At 67.4% G+C, this 22,912-nt stretch carries 14 protein-coding genes; 8 read left to right on the top strand and 6 right to left on the bottom strand.

Annotated features, from left to right (window positions below; genetic code table 11):
- Positions 1 to 16 precede the first annotated feature (16 nt).
- Together ACFWF1_RS27135 and ACFWF1_RS27130 are read right to left on the bottom strand one after the other, a co-directional pair.
- Positions 17 to 445 carry a DUF4254 domain-containing protein gene (locus ACFWF1_RS27135; RefSeq protein WP_379286747.1) on the bottom strand — a complete coding sequence of 143 codons (429 nt, stop codon included), beginning with the start codon at positions 443 to 445 and terminating at the stop codon, positions 17 to 19.
- Complete coding sequence (locus tag ACFWF1_RS27130) at positions 442 to 900, bottom strand: DNA-directed RNA polymerase subunit beta (RefSeq protein ID WP_379286749.1); 459 nt, start codon at positions 898 to 900, stop codon at positions 442 to 444. Before ACFWF1_RS27130 ends, ACFWF1_RS27135 begins: the two co-directional genes overlap by 4 nt.
- A 420-nt stretch (positions 901 to 1,320) precedes the next feature.
- Between ACFWF1_RS27130 and ACFWF1_RS27125 the strand changes: the two genes are divergently transcribed.
- Positions 1,321 to 1,602 (top strand): PLD nuclease N-terminal domain-containing protein, encoded by a 282-nt coding sequence (locus ACFWF1_RS27125; RefSeq protein WP_379286751.1) that lies wholly within the window; start codon positions 1,321 to 1,323, stop codon positions 1,600 to 1,602.
- Positions 1,603 to 1,606: 4 nt separating this feature from the next.
- Here ACFWF1_RS27125 and ACFWF1_RS27120 read toward each other — a convergent pair whose 3' ends face one another.
- The 4 genes from ACFWF1_RS27120 to ACFWF1_RS27105 all read right to left on the bottom strand — a co-directional run bounded on the left by ACFWF1_RS27120 (position 1,607) and on the right by ACFWF1_RS27105 (position 7,789).
- A complete protein-coding gene (locus ACFWF1_RS27120; protein WP_379286753.1) occupies positions 1,607 to 3,130 on the bottom strand; it encodes a hypothetical protein in 1,524 nt (507 codons plus the stop codon).
- Between the two features lie 146 nt (positions 3,131 to 3,276).
- Complete coding sequence (dtd, locus tag ACFWF1_RS27115) at positions 3,277 to 3,720, bottom strand: D-aminoacyl-tRNA deacylase (RefSeq protein WP_379286886.1); 444 nt, start codon at positions 3,718 to 3,720, stop codon at positions 3,277 to 3,279.
- 82 nt (positions 3,721 to 3,802) lie between these two features.
- The gene (locus tag ACFWF1_RS27110; protein WP_379286755.1) at positions 3,803 to 6,118 is read right to left on the bottom strand and encodes a serine/threonine-protein kinase PknG; all 2,316 of its coding nucleotides are present in this window, start codon (positions 6,116 to 6,118) and stop codon (positions 3,803 to 3,805) included.
- 102 nt (positions 6,119 to 6,220) lie between these two features.
- Positions 6,221 to 7,789, bottom strand: a complete 1,569-nt coding sequence (locus tag ACFWF1_RS27105) for an amino acid permease (RefSeq protein WP_379286757.1) — start codon at positions 7,787 to 7,789, stop codon at positions 6,221 to 6,223.
- A 169-nt stretch (positions 7,790 to 7,958) separates the two neighbouring features.
- Here ACFWF1_RS27105 and ACFWF1_RS27100 point away from each other — a divergent pair, with 169 nt between their 5' ends.
- The 7 genes from ACFWF1_RS27100 (at position 7,959) to ACFWF1_RS27070 (ending at position 22,897) form a co-directional block, all read left to right on the top strand.
- The gene (locus tag ACFWF1_RS27100; RefSeq protein WP_379286759.1) at positions 7,959 to 8,741 is read left to right on the top strand and encodes a MerR family transcriptional regulator; all 783 of its coding nucleotides are present in this window, start codon (positions 7,959 to 7,961) and stop codon (positions 8,739 to 8,741) included.
- Between the two features lie 528 nt (positions 8,742 to 9,269).
- Entirely contained in the window at positions 9,270 to 9,575 is a 306-nt protein-coding gene (locus tag ACFWF1_RS27095; protein WP_379286761.1) for a hypothetical protein, read from the top strand.
- A gap of 109 nt (positions 9,576 to 9,684) precedes the next feature.
- On the top strand, positions 9,685 to 18,999 hold the full coding sequence (locus ACFWF1_RS27090) for a hypothetical protein (RefSeq protein ID WP_379286763.1): 9,315 nt from the start codon (positions 9,685 to 9,687) through the stop codon (positions 18,997 to 18,999).
- 122 nt (positions 19,000 to 19,121) lie between these two features.
- Positions 19,122 to 20,087, top strand: a complete 966-nt coding sequence (locus tag ACFWF1_RS27085; RefSeq protein WP_379286764.1) for an alpha/beta hydrolase — start codon at positions 19,122 to 19,124, stop codon at positions 20,085 to 20,087.
- Between the two features lie 110 nt (positions 20,088 to 20,197).
- Positions 20,198 to 20,680: a DUF6301 family protein gene (locus tag ACFWF1_RS27080; protein ID WP_379286766.1), complete on the top strand. Its 483-nt coding sequence runs from the start codon at positions 20,198 to 20,200 to the stop codon at positions 20,678 to 20,680.
- Positions 20,677 to 21,126 carry a hypothetical protein gene (locus ACFWF1_RS27075; RefSeq protein WP_379286768.1) on the top strand — a complete coding sequence of 150 codons (450 nt, stop codon included), beginning with the start codon at positions 20,677 to 20,679 and terminating at the stop codon, positions 21,124 to 21,126. The genes ACFWF1_RS27080 and ACFWF1_RS27075 overlap by 4 nt, the downstream gene beginning before the upstream one ends.
- Positions 21,127 to 21,253: 127 nt before the next feature.
- Positions 21,254 to 22,897, top strand: coding sequence for a hypothetical protein (locus tag ACFWF1_RS27070; protein WP_379286770.1), 1,644 nt, complete (start codon positions 21,254 to 21,256; stop codon positions 22,895 to 22,897).
- Positions 22,898 to 22,912 lie beyond the last annotated feature (15 nt).

Genomic DNA, 22,912 nt, shown 5'->3' with positions numbered 1-22,912 from the left:
GCCGGGTGGGGGAGATTTAGGACGCGCCGGGCAACCGGCGTACGCCCGCGCTCACCTCCGCGGCCAGGTCGTCGTAGCCGACGGCCAGTTCCGCGAGGCGCTGCCACGCGTCCCACAGGTCCCATTCGGAGGCACTCGCCAGTGCCGCATAGGCGTTGGCGGTGAACTGGGCGAGCCGGTCGATCACGGCGCCGACCGTCTCGGTGTGCACATGCGCGGCGCCGTGCGCGGGCGGCAGCTGCACGGTGATCCAGCGATCGATGTCGCGCACCAAACTCGCTCGGAGCGCGTCGATTTCGCCGGTCGCCTCGGGGCCCGCGCCGAGCCGTCGCTCGTGCAGCGTGGTGAGCTGGTGCGCGCCGTGCAAGAGCGGATTGTTCTCCGGCGGCTCACCTCGACATGCTTGCAGCACTTGATGTTTCGCGGGAAGCTGGCCCGTGGTCATCGCGGGCTCATGTTCCGGCAGGAGCGCACGGTGTCCACGATGGCCGCGCCGGACGGCCGAAAGGTGTTCTCCGGTGCGACAATCCACTCGCGGTACCCGGCGTTCGCGTCGGCGGGGGAGGGCAGCGCGATCTCGCCACCGATCGGCACGATCGACACGTTGAGCCGGAACAGCTCCGCGAACAGGCGGACGTCGTCGGGCAGGTCGGGCCGGATCAGAAAGGTCCAGCGTTTCGAGCGCACATGAGAAATAACGGGGCCCAATGGATTTCGATGATGTATCAAATCGTCGTGGACCTGCTGACCGAGCGCGGCGGGCATGGTGATCGCGCCGACGAATCCGGCTCGGACGATGATCCGGCCGATCTCCGGAAGAAATCCGGCGGGTAGGTCGCAGGTATGGCGGTAATAGGCGCATCGGGCGGCTGGGGTTTCCGCCAACGCCAGTTGATCCATGAGAAGAGCCTCGACTAGCATCGTGTGTCTGGTGAAGCCGCCCGAGCCGGTCCGTCATGGTCACTGAGGGTGACCTACGACACCGTTCGGGCGTGATCTCAGTAGAGCACTCCATGGAGTGGCATAAACGTTCCGTTCAATTAGTTCTCGAGAAGTTCGCCTGCGGGTTTCGCGCCGTCCGCCCGGCTGACGGGCAGACCGCACGTCGTTCCGCGATTTCGGCATGCAGGGCAAACGGTGCTGTCGCGACTGCGGGGTACTTTAATACTGAATTGTCTGCCGCCACCCTGATACCGGTTCGCTCTCAACGTCGTATGCCAGGTCATCCCTGCGACGTACACCGATGGTTATATCTGCGATAGCAAATTCAGGGTTGATCACCGATGTGCCGAGGTGGGGCCGATCCCTACGCTGAATGGCATGACAACAATTGCTCTCGCTTCCGCTCCCGCCCTGGCCAGTGCCACCGAGACGGCAGGCTCGATCGCCTTCGGCGTCTTCGCCGTTGCCATTGCCATCGGTGCCATCGCATTGTTCATCGCCGGTGTGGTGAGCGCGCTACGGTCCAGCAACTACGCGGCTGCCGGTAAGGCGATCTGGGTGCTGCTCATGCTCGCGTTCCCGTTCCTCGGCCCGGTGGTGTGGTTCATCTGGGGCCGCAATTCGACCATTCAGCCGGTGCGCCCGACCATCGCCGGGTGACGCCTCACGGTGTCGTGCGGAAGAACAGCACGCGATCACCGTGCTCGGCGAGCGGGGTGCTCGCGCTGATCTGCCGCAGGCCGCTCGACGGCAGATAGGTGAGGTTGGCGAACATCTGGGTATTGCCAAACGCCGCGCGAAGTTTCGTCTCGTTCGCGCGGTCGGCGTTCAGGTCGGCCAGCATCTTGAAGTCCAACGGCGCCAACGGTTTGTCCAGCGGCGCCTGCCCGGCCGGCCGGCCGAGCGCGGCGTACTGGGTGGCCGCGCCGTGCTCGTACCAGCACAGCTCATAGGCGACGTGCTCGGTCACCGTGATCGCGGCCACCGGCCAATCCTGGGACAGCCGCCGCGCCAGCGGATGCTTGCCGACCGGCGTCAGCTCCCAGTGCAGGCTCATCACCGTCACCCAGCCGCCATAGGGCTGATCGATCAGCACCACATCGTCGCTGAGCTTCTCCGCGGTGTTCACCTCGGCGTCGGTGATTTTCCAATGTTCCTCGCGCGCACCGAGATAGCTCTCCCGATCCAGCGGATAGGCGTCGTCGGTCGCATAGGCGCCGATGATCGCCGCCCGGATCTGCGCGATCGCGTCCGGCACCGGGCAGTACACGCTCAGTGCGCCGAAGCTGGTACCGATCTGCACCGGCATCGACGGCGGATCGGGTTCCGCGCCGGGCAGCAGCGGTCGCAGGCCGACCAGGGCCAGCTTCCAGTTGATCTCCTCGACGGTCGACAGATCGCCCGAGGACTTGAACAGGATCTGCTGCTGGGTCAGCCGCCCGGCCTGCTCCAGCGTGCGGACACCGAGTTCGGCGAGCGCCTTGTACGACTTCGGCGTCAGGTCGAGGTCTTGAACCCCGCAGGCGCGCAACCGGATCGACATGCTCGTCGAGGTGAACGCGGAGTACCGCTCGCGATACATCGACAGGGCCTGCTTGCGCGACCGGCCGACCATCAGCGTCCGCAGCAACGTGCTCAGGCTGGCCAGGTACTTACCGGAGAGCTCCGGCGCGGCAGCGGCCAGCGCGCTACGAATCCGCGCGGCCTCTTCGGTCGCCGCGACGGCGGCGTCCTGATCGAGACGGCCAAGCCACACACCACATTTCGACAGCCCGTCGGCGCACAGGCCGGCGACCTCCGGATGGATGCGCGCCACCTGCCGGTAGGCCTCACAGGCGCGGCGGATGGTGGTGGTCGCGAGTTCCCGGCGACCGCTGTCCCGTGCCGCGAGTTCGACCGACCGGAGGGCCTCGTTCAGCTCGCCTGCGAGCCGAGCGTTCAGTACCTGTCCGGTGGAGAGCAGCCGCAGCCGGATGGCGACCGCCTCCTCGGCGGGAGCCAGCGCGTCCCTGGTCCGGTCGCGAACCGACCCGTTGGTCTTGGTGGCGATAAAGCCCTTCGCCAGATCGGCGAGCGAGGTGGCCAGTCGCAGATCCGCCTCGATCGAACGATCAAGCGCCGCATACCGATCCGCGGCGACCCGACGCTCCAGCGCGTCCAGATCCATCGCGTCCCTCGTTTCCAGCATGATCCTCCGCTAACCGGCGGCATCGAGCCACCCGCACCTTCTAACGCACGAGTCTGTCACGGTTATCGGCTCGGCGCACCAGGATCCTTCGCGGGGGTGTGCGCGAAACCGGCGGCGCCGATGCGGGAACTCGTGGGTAGCCGCGGTCAACCTTCCAGCAGCAGTGTGACCGGTCCGTCGTTGACCAGTTCGACCTGCATATGCGCGCCGAACCGGCCTGTCGAAACCGTCGCGCCGAGTTCGCGCAGCGCGCGGACGAACGCCTCGAAGAGCGGCTGCGCGACCGGACCCGGTGCGGCGGCGTTCCAGGACGGGCGGCGGCCCTTCGCGGTGTCGGCGTAGAGGGTGAACTGGCTGACCACCAGGATCGGCGCGGCCAGGTCGGCGGCGGAGCGTTCGCCGTCGAGGATGCGCAGCCGCCATACCTTGTCTGCCAGCGCTTTCGCGGTCGCCTCGGTGTCGCCGTGGGTGGCGCCGACCAGCGCGAGCAGGCCGTGTGGCACCCCGGCCGCGGACGGGTCGATGCGGCCGACGACCTCGTCGTCGACGGTCACCTGGGCCGAGCTCACTCGTTGCAGCAGCACACGCACAGCCATTGATCATGCCGTGCCGGATGCGGCGGTAAGCCGCGGGTCGCCATGCGTGCTGGCGTGGAGGTGCGATACCCGCTGCCTACCAGAGGGAACGGGGACGAATGTCGTTCGCCAGATCGATCAGCGCGTAGCGATGCAGCCGGTTCGATGTGGCCCGCGCGACCGCGCGCAGCGTCGATTCCAGTCCACCGCGCAGGCCCGTCTCGGTATAGCGGAACCCGAGGATGGTGGCCCGCGACTCTGGTTGTCCACCTCTGCTCAGCCATGCCAGCGCGGCGGTCAGGACAATGGCCTGCAGCTGCATCAGTCGCGGATCGTCCGGCAATGCGTGCAGGTGCGCCGCCGCCGCGTCGAGGTCGGTTTGGGTCAGTTCGGTCACCGGACGGGTAACCAGCAGCAGGCACGCGGTCATCTGCGCGGCGTTGTGGTGGCGCGACGAATCCGGCACCTGCCGCAGCGTGGCGACTGCGGTGAACACGTCGCCGTCGACGGCGAGCCTGCGCGCCAGACCGAAGGCCGCGCTCGCCACACCGCGGGTGTTCCGCCAGACGGACCGGTAGTACTCGGTCGCCGCGCGCCGCCACTGATTCTGCGCATCGGCGTTCGTCTGCAGCAGCAGCTCGGCGGTCGCGGCCAGCGCGAGCAGCGGCGCGATCTCGCCGGGGACCATGGAGTGGACGCGATCGAATTGTGCGTAGGCCTTGGCGTAGTCGGCGCAGGACAGCTCCGCGATGCCGGTGTACCAATCGATCCGCCAGTCCGCGCGGTGATCGGGCAGCAACAGCGCGAGGCATTCGCGTGCCTGCTCGACCGCACCGAGGTCCAGGTGCGCCCGGACCGCGGTCAAGGTGCCTTCCAGGTCGAAGGTCTCGGGTGTGCCGATGGCTCCTGCGGTCATGTCGGCGGTGCTCTGCCGCAGAGTGTCCAGGGTCTGCTGCGGGTCACCATGCAGCAGCGGCGACAGCAGTTCCGCACTCGGATCCTCGCTGTCGATCAGCGGCACCGGCAGTGCGGCCACGACACTCGGCGGGTCGAGCATCGGCACCTGATGCACACCCTCGATGACCCCTTCGGTCTGCCGGATCAACGTGTCGATGCCGAAATCGCCTCGTAGCGAACCGAATACGGCGGAGGTCTGCGGGTATTCCCGATTCGTGTCCTCGGCGAGGACGGTACGGAGCACGCCGGCCAGCTGGCGGTACATCGCGTAGGCGGTGGGGAAACGCTGGTCCGGATCCGGGTCGGTCGCCCGCAACAGCAACCGCTCGAAGGCGGGATAGCGGCGCAGCACCGGCTCCTCGTCGGCCGTCGGGATACCGGGAAGTTTCGGGCCGCGCGGTTCGGTGGGCATGTCCAGGGTCAACGCGGCCAATGTCCGGCCGACGGTGTGGATGTCGGAGGCGATGGTCGGACCGGTAGTGGTGAATTCGGGTGCCTGATATCCGAGGGTGCCGTAAAGACTGCCGCCGGATTCCCTGGCCGCTACCGCGCCGAGATCGATGAGTTTGACCTCGTCCTCGGTGACCATGATGTTGTCGGGTTTCAGATCGTTGTAGGCCAGGCCGAACGAGTGCAGGTAATCCAGTGCGGGCAGCACCTCCATCACATAGGCGATGGCCTCGGCGACGGGAATGTGTTCGGGTGCGCGCAGATCGAGCATTTCCTTCAGCGATTGCCCGCCCACGTACTCCATCACGATGTACCCGCACGGAATTCCGTCCGCCGAGCGGTGTTTGACGAAGTTGAATATCTTGACGATGCCCGGATGCGCCATTTCCGACAGGAACTGACGTTCGGCCAGCGCGACGACGTGCGCCTCGAAATCGAGCGGGTTCTGCAATCCCTTCAGGACCACCCAGCGGTCGCTGACATTGCGATCGCGGGCGAGGAATATCCAGCCCATACCGCCGTACGCGAGGCAACCCTGCACCTCGTACTGGTCGGCCACCAGATCGCCGGGCGCCAACAATGGCCGGAAGTTGAACGGTGACCCGCAATGCGGGCATTTGCCCGCCGATGCGACGGGTCCGTCGCCGGTCGAGCGGCCGACGGGCTTCTGGCATTTCCAGCAGAACCGTTTGTCTTCGGGCACTTCGGGATTGGTCAGTATCGCGGTGGCCGGGTCGACCTGCGCCACCCGCGGCAGCTCGACCAGGCCCGCGCTGAGCCGGCGAACACTCGGCCGGGATCGAACGCTGCGCTCCGAACCCGGGTCGGCCTCCGCCGCTGTCGCATCGTCCTGCTCGGGCGACCAGGGAGTGGTTTCGGTGGGCGATGCTCGTCGGGTCGCCCAGGCATAGGTGGCCCGGAACGCCGCTTCGGCGGGGTCCTGGGTGAGGGTGGTCGATTGCGCCGCCGGGCTGAGGTCATCGGAGCCACTGAAGTGTTCCGGCATTCGACCCTCTCAGCACCAACGCGTACGACATCGGCCGAACCCGCTCCGCTCCGCGACACCGGTGGACAACCGTGGTAGCGGAGCGGGCGGGGATAGGTCGGCCTATCGCGATTCTGCCTCATTGTTCGTTGCGGTGTTGTTGCTTGCAGGGGATATTTTGGCGATACGAGGGTCGCGATGTTCCATCGGACGCTCCGCGACCACCGGGAACGCGCCGGTATAACCCTCGCGTAATTCCGCGAGACGCATGACCCGGCCGCGCGCGAAGAACCAGCCGATGACCATGGCCGGGAGCATGATCACGCCCATCGCGATGACCGCGCCGCGCTGCACCTCGCTGCTGCTGAACAGCATGAGCACGACCACCGCGGCCAGGAAGATCAGCGTCGCGATGCTCGTGTACGGCGCGCCGATCAGCCGGAACGAGGGCCGCTCCATCTTCCCTTCCTTCGACCAGCGCCACAGCTTGAGCTGGCAGACCACGATCGCCGCCCACGCCGTGATGGTGCCCAGTGCCGACATGTTCAGCACGATCTCGAAGGCCTTGTCCGGGACCAGGGCATTGAGCCCGACACCGATCAGCGCGACCGCGCCGGTGGCGAGGATGCCGACATAGGGCACGCCTCGTTTGGACATCAGTCCCGCCATCGCGGGCGCACTGCCGTTCATCGACATGGACCGCAGGATGCGGCCGGTCGAGTACAACCCGGCGTTGAGACTGGAGAAAGCCGCGGTCAGCACGACCAGGTTCATGATCGTGCCCGCGCCGCCGACACCGATCTTGGAGAAGAAGGTGACGAACGGGCTCTCACCGGACTTGAAGGCGGTGTAGGGCAGCAGCAGCGAGAGCAGCACCAGCGAACCGACGTAGAACAGCGCGATACGGGCGATCACCGAGTTGATGGCCCGCGGCATGATCTTTTCCGGGTTCTCCGCCTCACCGGCGGCGGTACCGATCAATTCCACTGCGGCATAGGCGAAGATGACGCCGGTGGTGCACAGCACGATCGGGACGATGCCGTTCGGCAGCAAGCCGCCATGATCGCTGATCACGCTGATCCCGGTGTTCTTGCCTTCGATCGGGCGTCGGCCCGCGAGGAAGATGGTGCCGACGATGAGGAAGCCCACCAGCGCGATCACCTTGATCAGTGCCGCCCAGAATTCCATCTCGCCGAACCAGCGGACCGACACCATGTTGATGGCGACCACCACGGCCAGCGCGACGAACGCGATCACCCACTGCGGGATCACCTGCATGCTGCCCCAATAGTGGACATAGGTGGCGATCGCGGTGATGTCGACGATGCCGGTCATACACCAGTGGAAGAAGTACATCCAGCCGACGCCGAACGCCAGCTTCTCGCCGTAGAACTCGCGAGCGTAGGAGACGAACGAGCCCGACGACGGGCGATGCAGGATCAGCTCACCGAGTGCCCGCAGGATGAAGAACACGAAGACGCCGCACACGGCATACGCCAGGAAAAGCCCTGCGCCTGCGTCTTTCAGTCTGCCGCCCGCACCTAGGAACAGCCCGGTACCGATCGCGCCGCCGATGGCGATCATCTGCAGTTGGCGTGGGCGTAGCGCCTTGTGATAGCCCGCGTCCTCGGCATGCAGGGCACGTGCGGCGGACGGCTCCTGCGTCTCTGAGGGAGGTCGAACGATGGTCATGCCTGGGCCTTTCATGTGACGGCAGTCATATCGCTACGTAACGTACCGCTGTTTAACGGCACGTTCAATAGATGTACATGAATGTCATCTCATGAAACTCGATCGTCATCCGGGCTCGGCTGACCTCGGACAGCGATCAAGCCAGGTTTCGGTGTGGTTTCCTTGAGCTATGGCAGCAGGTACGGAGTTTACGATCGACGAGCTGGCGCGTGAGGCCGGCACGACCGTGCGGAGCCTGCGCGTCTATCACGAGCGCGGCGTGCTGCCGCCGCCACAGGTGAAGGGGCGCACCGGTTTCTACGGGTCCGATCATCTCAACCGGGTACGCACCATCGGCCGGTTGCTGGATCGTGGCATCAAGCTGAACGGCATCCGGGAATTGCTCGAGGCGTGGGACCGCGGCGACGACCTCGGCGACATCCTCGGTGTGCCCGAGCCGGAGGGCATGGCCGAGCCCGGTGTGGTTGCCGATATCGGCGCGCCGAGCGAGCCGGGTTCGATCCATGCCGTCCGGGAAAAGGTCGTTGCCGCAACGGAACTCGCGGATCGGTATCGTGACGTCCCGCATGGTCTCGCCCGGGTTGTCGCGGCCGGGATGTATGAACCGCTCGATGCCGCCACCTACGTGGTGGCCGACCAGCAGCTCGTTCGGATCGCCGAGCAATTGGCGGCGGCGGGGGCGTCGCCGGCCCAGGTGCTCGATGAGGTGGAGCGATTGCGGGGCGATTGCGATCGCATTGCCCGTCGCTTCGTCGACGTGTTCGAGCGGACCGCGTGGCAGTCGTTCCGGCAGTCGGGGCGCACGCCGGAGGATCGGGCGGTGCTCGCCGAGCGAGTGGCTGCCGCCCGGGTCGTGCCTGGTCAGGCGGCGGCCGAGCTGGTCAATCGATTCGTCGCGTGGTACCTCGAACGCGATATCGCCGAGTTGGCCGACGAGCTGCCCGGTCAGTAGCACGGGCTGTTCTCGCGGGTGGGATCCCCGTTGGGGAACTTGCCGCTAGACAGCGGCACATTGTTTGATGTAACATCAAAGTCGGGATCTGGGGGCATGCACAAAGCGACGCCAATCTGCGCATGCCCCCGGAACCTGGCCGCCGGGCCGCGTAGGCGCCCGCTGACTCCCGCGACGTAGCTGATGCCGTGTGCGGTTGAGATTCCCCCCCCGATGAGATGGTCGAGTCGTTTTCTAGGTTCGAGATGCATGTAACGCCGTGCCGACCGGCACCACAGTCGGTGGCGGTGTGTTTGCCACCTCGGCGTCTACCGCTCACGGAGCCAGGGTCGCCCACTCGTTGAACACCAACGCGCGTAGCACATTTCGTCAGGTGAACGGCTAGGTGTACCCAGTTGTTGCATGTAACTGTCGCGGCACTTTCCGTTCATGTGCGAGCAACAGGGGAGTTGCTATCGGGTGTCATCGTCGGATGCGTACGAGCTGATGTAGGTGCGGGGTGACTCGCACATACGCGGAGGGAACGCGGTGGCGGACAAATTCCAGTACGACTCGGTTCTGTTCTACAAGGCAGCCCAGAAGACCGGAGACGCACGCGACCGGATCAACACGGTGCTGCACACCCTGCAGGCGTCGCTCAACGCACGCGGAAACCCTTGGGGCAACGACTCACTCGGCAGCAACTTCGCGAAGGGCTACACCTCCTCGCGGGACAACATGATCACCGGCGCGCAGAACATCGCGGGCTCGCTCGACAACTTCTCGACCGGCCAGACCAAGAGCGCCGAGCTGCTCGACAAGATGGAACACGGCAACCGCGACGGTTTCTCCTGACCGAGGGTCCGACCCGGATGACGATCGGACCAGCTGCGGGCAGCCGCCGAAACCCGTTGCGGGGCGGCCCGTTCGCCCGGGCGAGCCGCTGATATCGGAATAGTCGAACATGATCGAACTGCCGGGCTTCCTGGAGTGGCTCGAGCCGATTGTCGGCATGGAGTGGCCCGAGGGCAACGAAGACGAGATGTGGGCCCTCGCCCAGGATTGGCACACCGCCGCCGCCGATCTGCGCACCATCCTCGGCGATATCGACGCCGCGAAGAGCGCCTCGCTCACCGCCTATCCCGAGGGTGACGGCATCGAGGAGATGATCAAGGGCTTCGACAGCATGCGGTCCGGCGACGGCTCGGAGAAGGACCAGTCGCTGACCAAGCTGGCCGAACTCTTCGATCAGATCGGCGAATCCGCCAACGGTGTCGGCACCGAGATCGAGTACGCCAAGCTGATGTACTGGTCGTCGCTGGGCATGCTGGCCGGTGAAATGGCTGCGGCGTGGCTGTTTCCGCCGACCGCGCCCGCCGTCGAGGCGGCCGCGATCGGGCTCACCCGGCTGGCGGTGCGCATCATCGGCGAGCGGGTGGTCTCCGCGATCATCCGGCACGCGGGCAAGCTGGTCGCGTCGAAGCTGGCGCAGTTCCTGCTACGGCACGTGGCGATCGATACGGTACTCGGCACGCTGCAGGAACTCGGCGTGCAGCAGTGGCAGGTCGAGCACGGTCACCGCAAGGAGATCAACTGGGACCAGGTCGTCGTCACCGCGGTGAGCTCGGCCGCGGGCGGTGCGGTGGCGGGCCCGTTCGGGGAGTGGCTCGGCCACCGGCTGAGCTCGGAGATGAAGCCGTGGATGCGTGCCGCGATCACCGGCCCCGCTGCCGGTCTGCTGGGCGCCGGTGCGGGATTCGTCGCCGCGACCGGCACGCAATTCGGGCTCGACACCGCACATCACGGCTTGGGCGACGCGTGGAACAACCTGAAGAACACCCAGGTCGATTGGCGGATGTTCACCGCGGGCGCGTCGAACGGCGCGATGTCCGGCTTGAACAAGGTCGGCGCACAGCATGCTTGGAGCAAGATGCGGCCGGACCTGTTCAACAGGCCCGGGTTCGGCGCCCGCTTCGACGATATTTTCAACGGCTCGGGCGGTGCCGGGGCGAATTCGAGTGACGGTGTCCGCGTTGGATTTCGGCCGGATGGCGCCGGACTGCCCGCCGGCGCGGGGGATGGCAGCGGCCGCGGCACGACCGGTGACGGCGGTGCGACCAGGCCTGCCGGGGCCGGAGATGCGAACAGCCGTGCCGGGGGAGATACCAGCGGCCGACAGAACGGCGCGGACGCGGGCAACGGGCGGAATTCGGGTGAGAGCACCGGATCCGGTGACAGTCGGAATTCGGGTGAGACCAACGGGTCTGGCGATAGCCGTGGAGCGGGTGACGGGCGGAACTCGAGCGAGACCAATGGATCTGGCGATAGTCGCGGGGCGGGAGACAGCCGGAACCCGGGCGAGACCAATGGGTCTGGGGATAGCCGTGGAGCGGGTGACGGGCGGAATTCGAGCGATACCGACGGGTCTGGGGATAGTCGCGTAGCGGGCGACAGTCGGAACTCGGACGGAATCAATGGGTCCGATGACAGCCGTGGTGACGGCCGGAACTCAGGCGATACCAACGGATCTGGCGACAGTCAGAGAGCTGGCGACGCTGGAAGTCGATCGGGCGACGCGGACCGGGCGGCCGGGGATTCGACGCGGGCCCATGGCGATGGCGACGGCCAAGCCAGGGTCGGTGACGGCAGCGCTCGACCGGTCGACGGTGCCGACCGCGCTGCGGGGCATGCCGATTCGGGCGATGCCGCAACCCAGCGGGCGGGCGTGGCGCCAGAGGCGGATGCCGTGCGTGGCGCGGGTTCCGACGGTCGGTTAGATGCCACATCGACTGGCAAAGACCAGGTTTCGCTGCACAATGGCGATGGCGGACTGGTCGCCAACGCGCCTGTCCATCCGACGCCCGCCAATCCGGGCGCTGCGCCTGCCCATCCGAGCTCGGCCAACCCCGCGACGGTTGGCGAAAGTCGCAGCACCCCAGCATCATCCAGTTCACCGCGGCCAGCATCCGGTGAGGTGCGTGCACACACCGGCTCAGACGCGCCGCGCGTCGAGCAACCGCGGGCCGGCACTCCGGATGGACGACCGGCGGGCGACGGGCGCGCGGGCACCGATCGCCCCCGCGCGAGTGAGGTCCGTGGCGACGGCACCGCGCCGCGGACCAGGTCCGAGCCGAGTCGCTCCGGCGTAGCGGACGCGCCACGTGGCGCCGACCATCGGTCGGCCCTGCAGTCGGGTTCGAGCGGTGAGCACTCGCCGCGAGCACGAGCCGACGCGGATAACTCCGCGCCGCGGCAGGTCGATTCCCCTGTGGATGGTGTGCAACCTCGACACGAGGGCGACGGCCCGTCGCCGCTCGACGCCGCAGGTTTGTTGCCGCTCGCCCCGGTGAACGGCTCCGATTCGTCGCCGCGCGCCGACCGGACCACGCACCCGGATCCCGTCGCGGGCACCGCTGACGACCACACCGCCGCGCGACCGGATCCGTCCGGCACCGAGCAGCCGCGCGACTGCGCGATCCGCAGTCTCGAACTGATCCGCCAGGTCACCGGCAGCGACGTGATCGAGGTGCCGACCAGGGAAATCGGCCTGGACGGGGTATCCCAGGGGGAAATCGAGCAGGCGGCCCACGCGCCGCTGCGAGATGTCGCGGATCACAACGAGATTCGCGACGCGCTGAGGTACGAGACCAGGCCGGACGGGAGCTTCGTGCTCGACTCCGACGGCAACCGGATCGAGCGCCCCGACGGGGTGGCCGCGCTGGTCGTCGACGTGTACGGCAAGTCCGACGAGCACAACGTCGGCGCGCACGCCTACGTGCTGCTCAAGGAGAACGGCGAGATCGTGGTGCACGATCCGACCGTCGGCCCGCCACACGACTTCCCGCCGATCCTGCCGGGCTCCGACTATCCGGTGCAGGTCACCCGCACGATCCTGTTCGACGAGAACGGAGTTCCGCACCAGCACGGTGATACCGAGGTGCCGCCGCGGGAACCAGCGATGCGCAATGTCGATGTCGGGCAACGGCCGCCCGGCGATCCGGTCGAGCCTGCGTCGGGTTCGGACAGCGGTGGCAAGAAGCCGCCGAACGAACTACCGCCACCAGCCTCGCCCGGTGATCCCGGCGACGACTCGAACTCGCACCGCGACAACGACTCCGGCCTGCCCAAGGCTCTGGAACCGGACGAGGTGGTGCTGGCCGACGACACTCATCCGCTCACCCTTGACGTCGACGGCGAACAGGTGCCGCTGGCCTTGCATCCGGACGGCGAGGATCGTTGGCGCGCGGTGCCCGTCGATGATGGGGAACCGCCTGCGCGGCACGAGGGTTCGGGCGAGGTCGAGAAGAAGTCGCCGGTTCGCCGTGCGTGGGAACGCATTCGAGACAAGATCTACATTCGCGGCTACGAGGGCGACAACCCCAAGTATCCGTCCGGCTCCGGTGAGGACGGCCGCGGGCAGACGGCTCTGCGTGATGGTGTCGCCAACGCGCCGCATCTGTTCGAGCCGGCTCCCGCTCCGACGCCGCACGTGCCGCAGTCGCCCGACGTCCCACACGTCGGGTCCGCTCCGGAATCATCGGACAAGGCGCCCAACGTCGCTCGTATCCTGAAGGAGGGAGCGACGATCTGGAAGAACCGCGAACATCTCCCGATCTTCGGTAAGTTGTCGGGTCGAACTCCCGATGTCGCTGGCGATTTCGTGGTTCCGCGCAATGCGGACGGCGAGGAGTACCGCTTCTGGGTCAGCGACGCCGACCCGGACCTGGTGCGCGAGACCATCACCGATCTCTTCGAGGTCAAACAGATTTCGGCGGACGAGGCCAGGGCCGTCCTGGAAGACGCACTCGCCGTGTCGGATCCGGACCAGCGGCAGCGGATCGTCGACGATATGGAGCGGTTGGGACTGGTCTCCGAGGACGAGGCCAGGGTGCTCGAGCAGGAGCCGCCCGAGCACCCGGCGCCGACGCCCGAGCCGGACGGTCCACCGCCCGAGCACGAGTCGCTCTCGGACATGGCGGATCGGCTCGGTTTCGACCTGCCCGACGAGGATCCGGCGTCGGTGCGCCGGGTGATCGACGAGCAGGAGTATCGCACGCTGCGCGAGGCGGCGGCGATCGAGGGCCTCGCCGACGCGCACCGGCGATTCACCGAGGAACAGACCAGGCCGTACACCAAAGAGGATGTGGCAGGGCAGGATTCACGGCCCGCACTCGACGAGGGCGAGCAGCGGAATCGGCCGCCCGGTGAAATCGAAGGACCCGACGCGCACCGGCGCGACGAGGGGGACGAGGACTTTTTCCTCGACGAGGACGAGTTCGACGATGACAACGGTCGTCCGGTCCGACGCGGCGAGCCCGACCCGGCCGGGGTGCCGATCCCGTACTCCGACGAGGTCAGCTTCTTCGACGAAAACCCGATGGGCCGCTTCCTCAAGGAGATCAACGCGGCCTTCGAGGGCGAACCGGGTGTGCAGCAGTACACGCCGGTCGGCAACGGCGCGGACCCGCTCAAGGAGTGGGGTGATATCGGGCCGGACGACAACGAGCTCGGTCGCGACCAGGGACCGCGCGCGTACTTCGAGCACGCGCTGCGCCGCGACCAGCTCCGTGACGAATTGTCCACCTGGGCACAGATGTTCGGGCTCGACATCGACACGGTGACGACGCAGCGCATCGACGAGCTCCGGGCCGCGAATCAGGCGCGCGCCGATCGGGTCGCCGAATTCGCCGATGCCGCCGAGATTCGCGTGCATCCCGAATCCGACGATCAGCCGCCGATCGGCGAACCGTTCGGCGACCAGGTGATCCGGATTCCGGTCGGCGAGGACGTGCCGGACCGGCTCGTGGTCATCGATGGGCCGCAGGACCGTGCCGCCGCGCTGGCCCGGGTGCTTGCCGATAACCCGGACCTCGCGCGGGCGGTGAACCGAGGCGAAGTCGAGGTCGACTACCACAAGGCACGCACCGATCGGAACGGCAATATCCATCTCGAACCGGTCGAGACGCCGGACGTCTATCACCATCGCGAGACGATCGACGGCCGCGATCTGGCGGTAACGCTGTTGCGCGACAGCGACGGTCAGTGGCGACCGGTGGTGCTCGACAACGCCGACGCGCCACACACCGGGCCGTCGGCGGCGGATGCGCCGGATGCGCCGCCGCGACCACGCGCCGAAGTCCTCACGGACCTGGTGGATCTGGCGCGGAGCCTCGGGTTGCAGCCGGAGGCGCTACACCCGGACCGGCTGGCGCAGACGATCGCGGATATGAAGCTGGACAACGCCGTTCGGGCTGGGCAGATCGAGGCACTCGCCGACTTCGCCCGCTCGATGAACGCTATCGAGTCGTTCAACGACATCGGTGACGCGCGCAGCCAGTTGGCCACTCGTCTCGGCATCCCCGAGGCGGAGTTGACCCCGCAGCGCATTGCCGACGCGCTGACCGACAGCTCGTTCCGAAATGCCTTGCGCGCGCAGCAAGTCGGCGACATCGTCGCGTACGCCAAGCAACTGCGCGACCTCGACCCCGACGCCTTCGCCGCCGCGCGTGATCAGCTGGCGAAGCGACTCGGGGTCGAGCCGTCAGAGCTGTTCCCGCCGAAGTACCACAAGAACGACGCGGGCAGGCTGGTGCACGGGCTCGACTCGAAGAGCCTGGATCCGAAGAAGTTGCGTAAGTTGCTCGCGCAGATGGAGCGCGGCGGCCAGCAGGACCTGGTGAAGAGCGCGCTCACCGAGTACGCGGACGCGTTGATCAAGATCGATCCGTATTCCGATGTGCCGCGCGGTGATCTGTCCGCCGACCCGCGGGTGACGGGTGAGCCGCCGATCCATGACCCCGAGGCGATCCACGCGCTGCGCGAGATCATCGCTGACGCACTGCGTTCCGGGGATGCACTCGACTTCGGGCAGACCCTCGCGGACCACCCGGGCCGACCCGACGGCGACGGCACCTGGAATCGCGACAGCGACGCCGAAACCGGTCGGCCGGACCCCAACCGGGACTGGGCCCGACTGGTCGGCGTCGATCTCGCCGGGGCCGACGACGCGACCTTCCGCAAGGTGTACGAGGCCTACCGCGACGGCAAGATCGAAAAGCATGAAGGCCTGAGCCCCAAGGAACTGGCCGCGGAAATCGCGAAGATGCGCGACGAGGTTCGGCAGCGGGCGGCGCAGATCCGCGACCTCGCTGACCTGGCCGAGGAGTTCTATCGGGCGCCGGAGCAGTTGCCTGCGGGCGAGCAGTCCGGACACCCTGGTGACGGTGCTACTCCGCCCAAGTTGGACGGGCCTGACGAGAACGGTCCCACCCCTACCTCGACCACCGACCCGCCGCCTCGCCTGCCCGGATCGGACGGTGCCGCCGAGCGCCCGGTTATCGAGGGCAACGGTCGGCAACCGGAAGAAACGACCGGTTCGCCGAATCGTCCCGACACGGATACCGCTGCGCGGCAGCCAGACTTGGAACAGACACCCCATGAGACGAGTGACAGGGCGAAGACACCCGAGTCGGTAACCGAGACGCCGCTGCGCACCGAACCGGAAGTGCGTGACGATCGGTCGGATACGGATGCGCAGCCGGACCCGAGCACCCGGATCGACGAGGCGCTGGCGCGTGAGCTGGCCGCCCTCGACGAGTCCTATCAGCGTCATTCGGACGAGGCCGACGCCGATTTGCAGCGGGTGCTCGATCATCTGGAACAGGTCGGCCGCGATCTGTCCGGGCCGCTCGACACGAACGATGGTGTGCCAGAGTCGGATTCGATGGATCCGAGCACCCGGATCGACGAAGCGCTCGCGCGTGAGCTGGCCAAGGTGGACGAGGCTTACCGGCGTCATGCGGATGAGTCCGATGCTCATCTGCGGCGCGTGCTCGATCATCTGGAGCAAGTCGGTCGCGAGCTGGCTGAACAGCGCGACGCGCATGATGGTGTGCCGGAGTCGGATTCGGCGGATCCCCGTTCGCGGATCGATGCGGCGCTGGCGCGTGAGCTGGCCACGCTCGACGAGTCCTATCAGCGTCATTCGGACGAGGCCGACGCCGATTTGCAGCGGGTGCTCGATCATCTGGAGCAAGTCGGCCGGGAGCTGGCTGGACAGCGCGACGCGCATGATGGTGTGCCGGAGTCGGATTCGACAGACCGGCGTTCCCGAATCGATGAAGCGCTGACCCGTGAACTGGCGAAGCTGGACGAGGCATACCGCCGTCATGCCGAGTCGGCCGACGCCGAACTGCGCCGGGTGCTCGATCACCTCGAACAGATGCGCAGCGACCTCGAGGCGCAGCTCGAACACCAGCAACTGATGGCGGACCTGGACAACGCCCACCGCGAAATAACCGCCAAGTTCGACGAACTCGACCGCCGCTACTCCAACGGCCCGGACGAAGACCCACCCACCACCGCCGTGCTCCCTCAAGGTCCGCCGTCCCACCCGCCAGGATCAGCGAACCACGATCCGTCAGTACACCCGGATCCTGCCGCAGCCGAGGAGCCGTCGGCCGGTACTGAGCAGCCGTCGAACCACGAGCCCGCGACAGACCCCGAACAATCGCCGCGCCGGTCCACCGCTGAATCGCTGACGAACGGAGAGTCCTCGACGGATTCGGAACAGTCACCTCCGCGCCAGCCGGGCTCAGCCGACGACCCCACGCCGAGTCCGGACAACGCCGATGCCGGCTCACGCACCAGTCGAGAGCCTGGCGACGAGCAGGAATCCGAGACTGGGCTTGAACAGTCGCCACCCAAACCTGAGTCACTAGACGAGTCCACGCCGAGCCAGGAGACCGGTGATGGTGGTGCGCGCACGAGCCGAGAGCACGGCGGTGAGTCGGAATCTGAGGCTGGGTCTTCGCAGTCGCCGCGCAAATCTGAGTCGCCGGATGAGTCAGCTCCGCAACAGGCGGCCGGTGATGATGGCTCACACATCAGTCGAGAGCATGGTGATGACTCGGAATCCGAGAATGGGTCAGAACAGCCGCCGCGCAAATCTGAGACGGCGGATGAGTCCGCGCCGCGGCAGGAACCTGGCGGCTCGCGTACGAGTCGAGGGGACGGTGGTGATCCGCCGGAAGCTGGTCCAGGCCAGCGGCATTCACGGCCTCCGCAGTTGCCTGGGCGGGCACTGAGGTCGCATATTCCGCATCCGCCGCGGAATTACGAGTTCGAATTCCCCGACCCGGTGGACATCACGCCGAAACCATGGCCGGTACCAGACCCGCAACCGCCGACGGTACCGCCGGAGCCTCCGAAGGTTCCTCCGCAGCCGCAGCCGCAGCCGCAGCCGCAGCCGCAGCCGCAGCCGCAGCCGCAGCCGCCGCGCCCACCGGTGCCGCCGCAGGTTCCGGTACCGCCGACTCCGCCTTTGCCACCGCAGGTGCCGACACCGCCGACTCCGCCCGTGCCACCGACTCCGCCCGTGCCACCGACTCCGCCCGTGCCACCGACTCCGCCCGTGCCACCGACTCCACCTGTGCCGCCGACTCCGCCGGTGCCACCTGTGCCGCCGTTCCCGCCGAATCCTCCGTTCCCGCCGAATCCTCCTGTCCCACCACAGTTGCCAGAACCGCCGCAGCTGCCAGAACCGCCGCAATTGCCGGAGCCACCGGAACTGCCGGTCCCACCGAACTTGCCCGTGCCACCGAAACTGCCGGTGCCGCCGAACTTGCCGGTCCCGCCGACCCTCCCGCATCCGCCGATTCCATCCCCCGGTGGACCTGTTCCCCCTGGTGTCCCCGGAATACCTGGGCTACCCGGGCCATCGAATCCACCACCGGGCGGACCGATTCCATCGGGCGATCCGTCCGGGTCACCCCAGCCTCCGTGGACCCCCATGCCCCCACCACCCATGGGCGGCGCGCCCCAGCCGGGCGGCAACGGCAGCCGCAATGGCGGCAACGGTCACGGCCGGCGGTCGTACACCCGCGAAACCGGCAGCGACACAACAATTGTCGTGCGCCCATACGTCGGCTACGGCGTATTCGCCGAGTTCGATCCGATGACCGGCGCGCTGCAAGCGACGCAGCCCGGCCAGCATCAACTCGGCGGCGTCTACGGCGATCTCGGCGATGTCCCGGTGGTGCTCTACCGCCACAACGGCAGACTCGGGTTGCGCGTCGGCAACCACGATATCGATCTCGACGGCCCAGTCGCGGTCGACTGGTATCCCTACGACCAACGCAACACCAGATTCGTGGTCAGCGTCGCAGGCGTTCCAGCTTTCGACGTGATTTACCGTTCCCTCCCCGCCGAAATGGATCTCGGCGTGCTGGTCCGCGACGTACTTTCCGACCCGTCCCGCCGCGCCGCGATCTTCGCCTGACCGAGTCAGTACGCATCGGGTCCTGTGCCAAAAGACAGCAGGTAGACCACGCTTTTGTGCACTGTGACAGGTCGATCCGGCCGTTATTGCCAGGGCCGGGTTCGGTTCGGTTCAATCGGTAGATGATCAATGGTGATCCGCTGTCCCTGGCCAGTCGTGGCGTGATTTTCGCGTTGCATTCCACCCTGCGCCCACTCGGCGCGCGGCTGCCCGCCAATCGGCTCGGGGTCGCCGGCGCGCGCCTCGGATTGGCCGTCGCCTGCCGGATCTGGTTCGACCGCACGCTTCCGACCACGCCGGTCGATGCCGCCGGGCCGCGCGGCCGAACCATGGGGGAGTGGGTCGGCGCGGTACCGCGACCGGGCCGGTCGCTCATCTATTACCTGCACGGCAGCGGCTATGTCGGCTGCAGCCCGGCCACCCATCGAGGCTTGGTGTCCGAGCTGGCGCGGCGACTCGACCGCTCCGCATTCACCCTGCGCTACCGCCGCGCCCCGGAACACCGATTCCCCGCCGCACACGACGACGTGCTGAACGGCTACCTTTGGCTGCTCGAACAGGGCCATGCAGTGGAAGACATTGTGCTGATGGGTGATTCGGCGGGCGGCCACATGGCACTCGGCCTGTGCGTGCAGTTGCGTGAGCTCGGCCTGCCTCAGCCCAAGGCACTCGTCGGCTTCTCGGCACTGGTCGATTCGACCTGGACGTTGGCCGACGCCCGCCGCGCGGAGGTGGACGAGGCCTTCATGTCCTTCGGCCTGGCCACCCGAATGACCGGCTTGTACACCGGCACAACCCATTTCGACGACCCTCGGCTGAATGTGGCCGCCCATGTCGGCCCCGACCTGCCACCGATGCTGTTGCAGGCGGGCGGCAGCGAAATGCTCAGCGCCGACGCCGAACACTACGGCGCCGCCCAACGCGCCGCGGGCGGACGCTGCGAGGTACAGCTGTGGCCAGGCATGTTCCATGTATTCCAGGTGGGTCACCGATTCCTGCCGGAGGCCCGCGCCGCCCTCGACGGTGTCGAGCGGTTCGTCGCCGAGATCGAGCGCGCACAGAGCGACAGGGGTCCGCTGTCGGCATAGCGCGCACCGCCGTCGATTCGCCGGGGCGGTCTGTTGTGCATGGTTACCCGTTGTGGCACAGTCGATCGCGCGGAAAAGACGAGGTCCGACGGTAGAGCTAGGGTGATTGCATGACGGAATGGCATGCGTTGACCGACGAGGAAGTCGTCGAGCTGGCCAGTCGGCTGCGGTCACTCGACTGGTCATGGCGGCTCGACGACGCGGAGCGGTTGGCGTCGGCGATGGGCTGGACCGTGGTGACGGCGCGGGGCAACTGGGTCATGCTCGACTCCGGGTTCGGGCCGGGCAGCGCCAAGCTGACCGGTCGGGACGGCCAGGTCGGCGAGATCGAGGTCCAGGTCGCCTCCGACGACGAGGCCGAACCCGGGCAGACGCGGGACGCGTTCGCGGGCATGGTCGCCGCGCTGAGCGGTGCGTTCGGCGAGCCGACCGCCCGGATCCCCGGTGCGGTACCCGAGATCCGCTGGGCAGGTGCCGAAACAACGCTCGTGCTGCGCGACCCGGGCACCACGCTGGAACTGTTTCTGATGGCCAACTCCTGGCTCGCCGATCATGACGAGACCGTCGATCTGGAGGAACAGGGGCTGCTGTGACGGGATGGGCGGAGTTTGCCGACGGACTGGCCGGGCAACTGGCGACGCTGCCGTCCGGCGCGGTTGTGGTCATCGGCGAGGCCCCGACCTCGTCGGCCAAGAGCAGGATCGCGCAGTTCCGGCAGTTCGACGACAGTGTCTGGGCTCAGCTGTCCGGCGACCGCTGGCTCGATCCCACGGTGCAGGCGGGCGAGGCGGGGCGGCACCTGATTCGCGAAGCGGGCTGGCGGGAACCCGATGACGACCACATCGAGAATTGGTGGGTCGAGCTGCCGTGGCCGGTAGCTTCGGCGGCCTATCGAAAGGTGGCGGACATGGTGGTGACCGGGCTGCGGGACGCCTTCCGGATCGCCGATCCCACGGCGCTGGTCTATCAGGCGTGGAACGAAAAATCGGCGAACAGCCCGCTCGAATTGCCGCTGCTCGGACTGCCCGTCGAGGCTTGACGCACGCCGCCGCCCGTCCGCGCACCAGCACCTCGCCGTTCGGCGATCTGTGCCAGGATTGGCGGGGGCGGCTACCTCTTCGGCACGGCTGCTTTTTCGGTGCGCAGATTGAGGAGATTTCCGCGACGTGACCAGTCCAGACGACCAGGCTCCGGACCCAAGGCCGCGCGACGAGTCGGCTCCGGAACATCCGCGACCCGGCGGCGAGACAACCGCTGCCCAAACGGCTTTCATGCGGCGGTTCCTGGTATCGCCCGGTGCGCAAGACGGTATCGCCGAGCCGGTTGACGGCGAACCCGGCGGCGCCGATGACCAGGAACCCGATGTCGGGTTCACCCTCGCGGGCGCGCCGCCCATCCCACCGCCGGTCGAGGATCCGGCCGAGCTCGCCACCGCGATCAGCCATCAGATCGTCAGGCAGTTGGCGGCCGACGGCCCGGCAGGCTGGCAGCGGTTGGAGGCGGTCTTCGCGGTGACCGTCGCGGCCGAAGTGGCACTCGCCGTTTTCACCGACGACGAGGACCGCATGGCGCGGGCATATCCGACGGAGGAAGTGCTGGCGTTGGTCCGTCAGCATCGGCACGTGTCGGCGCAACTCAGCGACGGGCCGTGGTGGCGCTACCTCATGACGTTGACCAGCAGCGGTCAGGTCGAGGTCGATTACGACTACGGCGATGAGCCGTTCCCGGACGACCAACTCTTCGCACCGGAGATCTACCGCGCCGACCTCGAGATGTACCCCCGGGAGAAACTCCCGGTGTGGCTGGCGGCCTACATCGGCCACGCCGATCGGCAGTCGCGGACGCCGCAGGAGGCCGCGGTCCAGGCGCGGGCCGATCGGGACGCGGGCAGGCGCGGGGTGTTGGCGGCCACCGACTTTCCCGCGTTCCCGCTGCTGGCGGCCCGCTGGGCGGTGATCGCCGCGGGTTTCGTCGCGGCCGGATCGCCGCTGGGACCGCGAGTCCTGCCCGCCCTCAGCTGGTTCGAAGGTTCCAGGCGCAGCGGATCCACGCTGTACTCGGTGCCGGGTGGCCGGGCCGTGTTGTCCGGCGGGGTATGGAACGCACCGGCATTGGACGCGGTCTACAACCGGGGCGTGCCGATGCCCGACTTCTACGCGGGCGCGCCGGAGTGGGTGGCCAATCCGGTGCTGAATTCGCGTGCGGCCACTGGTCTGCTGTCCTTCTGCTACTGGTGGGAAGGTGGCAACTGGTATCGCGGTGACTCGCCGATCGCCGACGAACTGAGCGACGCGGTGCCCGGCATGTGGTCGCCGGATTCCGTGGTCGATATCGTGTCCGGCCTGATCGCGGATGCGCCGAGCCCGCGCCAGCGGCAGGCCGTCGCGAATCTGGTGTCCGCCGCGGAGATCGGTGTGGTCACCCGGTCCACCCTCGTCGATGTGTTCGGCGAAGACGGCTCCTTCGATATCGACGGCGCCCTCTACCAGCTCACCATGGCCGGTGTGACGATGACGGTGCCGGAGCCGATGCCGCAGGAGGACGCGATCGCCAGGGTGCGGCAATTCATCCTGGACAGCGAGATCGACACCTCCCGGTATCCGGTGGACGGCCTGCGTGCGGATCGGATCAGCATCGGGTGGATGGTCTACGTGCCGACCGCGCCGGGCGAGATCGCGATCGGCCGGGCGCTGTTCTACATCGCCGATGACGGCGTGCTGGAACAGTCGTCGTCCTCGGTGGCGCCGTCGCTCTACATCGCCGAGTTCGAGCAGCGATTCCAGCGGCGACATGGCCAGGTAGACGCTTGATAGCGGGCTCGATGC

Origin of the sequence: Nocardia sp. NPDC060255 (assembly GCF_042727395.1) — a bacterium.
Lineage (GTDB): Bacteria > Actinomycetota > Actinomycetes > Mycobacteriales > Mycobacteriaceae > Nocardia.
Note: the sequence above shows the minus strand (reverse complement) of the source record. Positions and strands in the feature narration are given on the sequence as shown.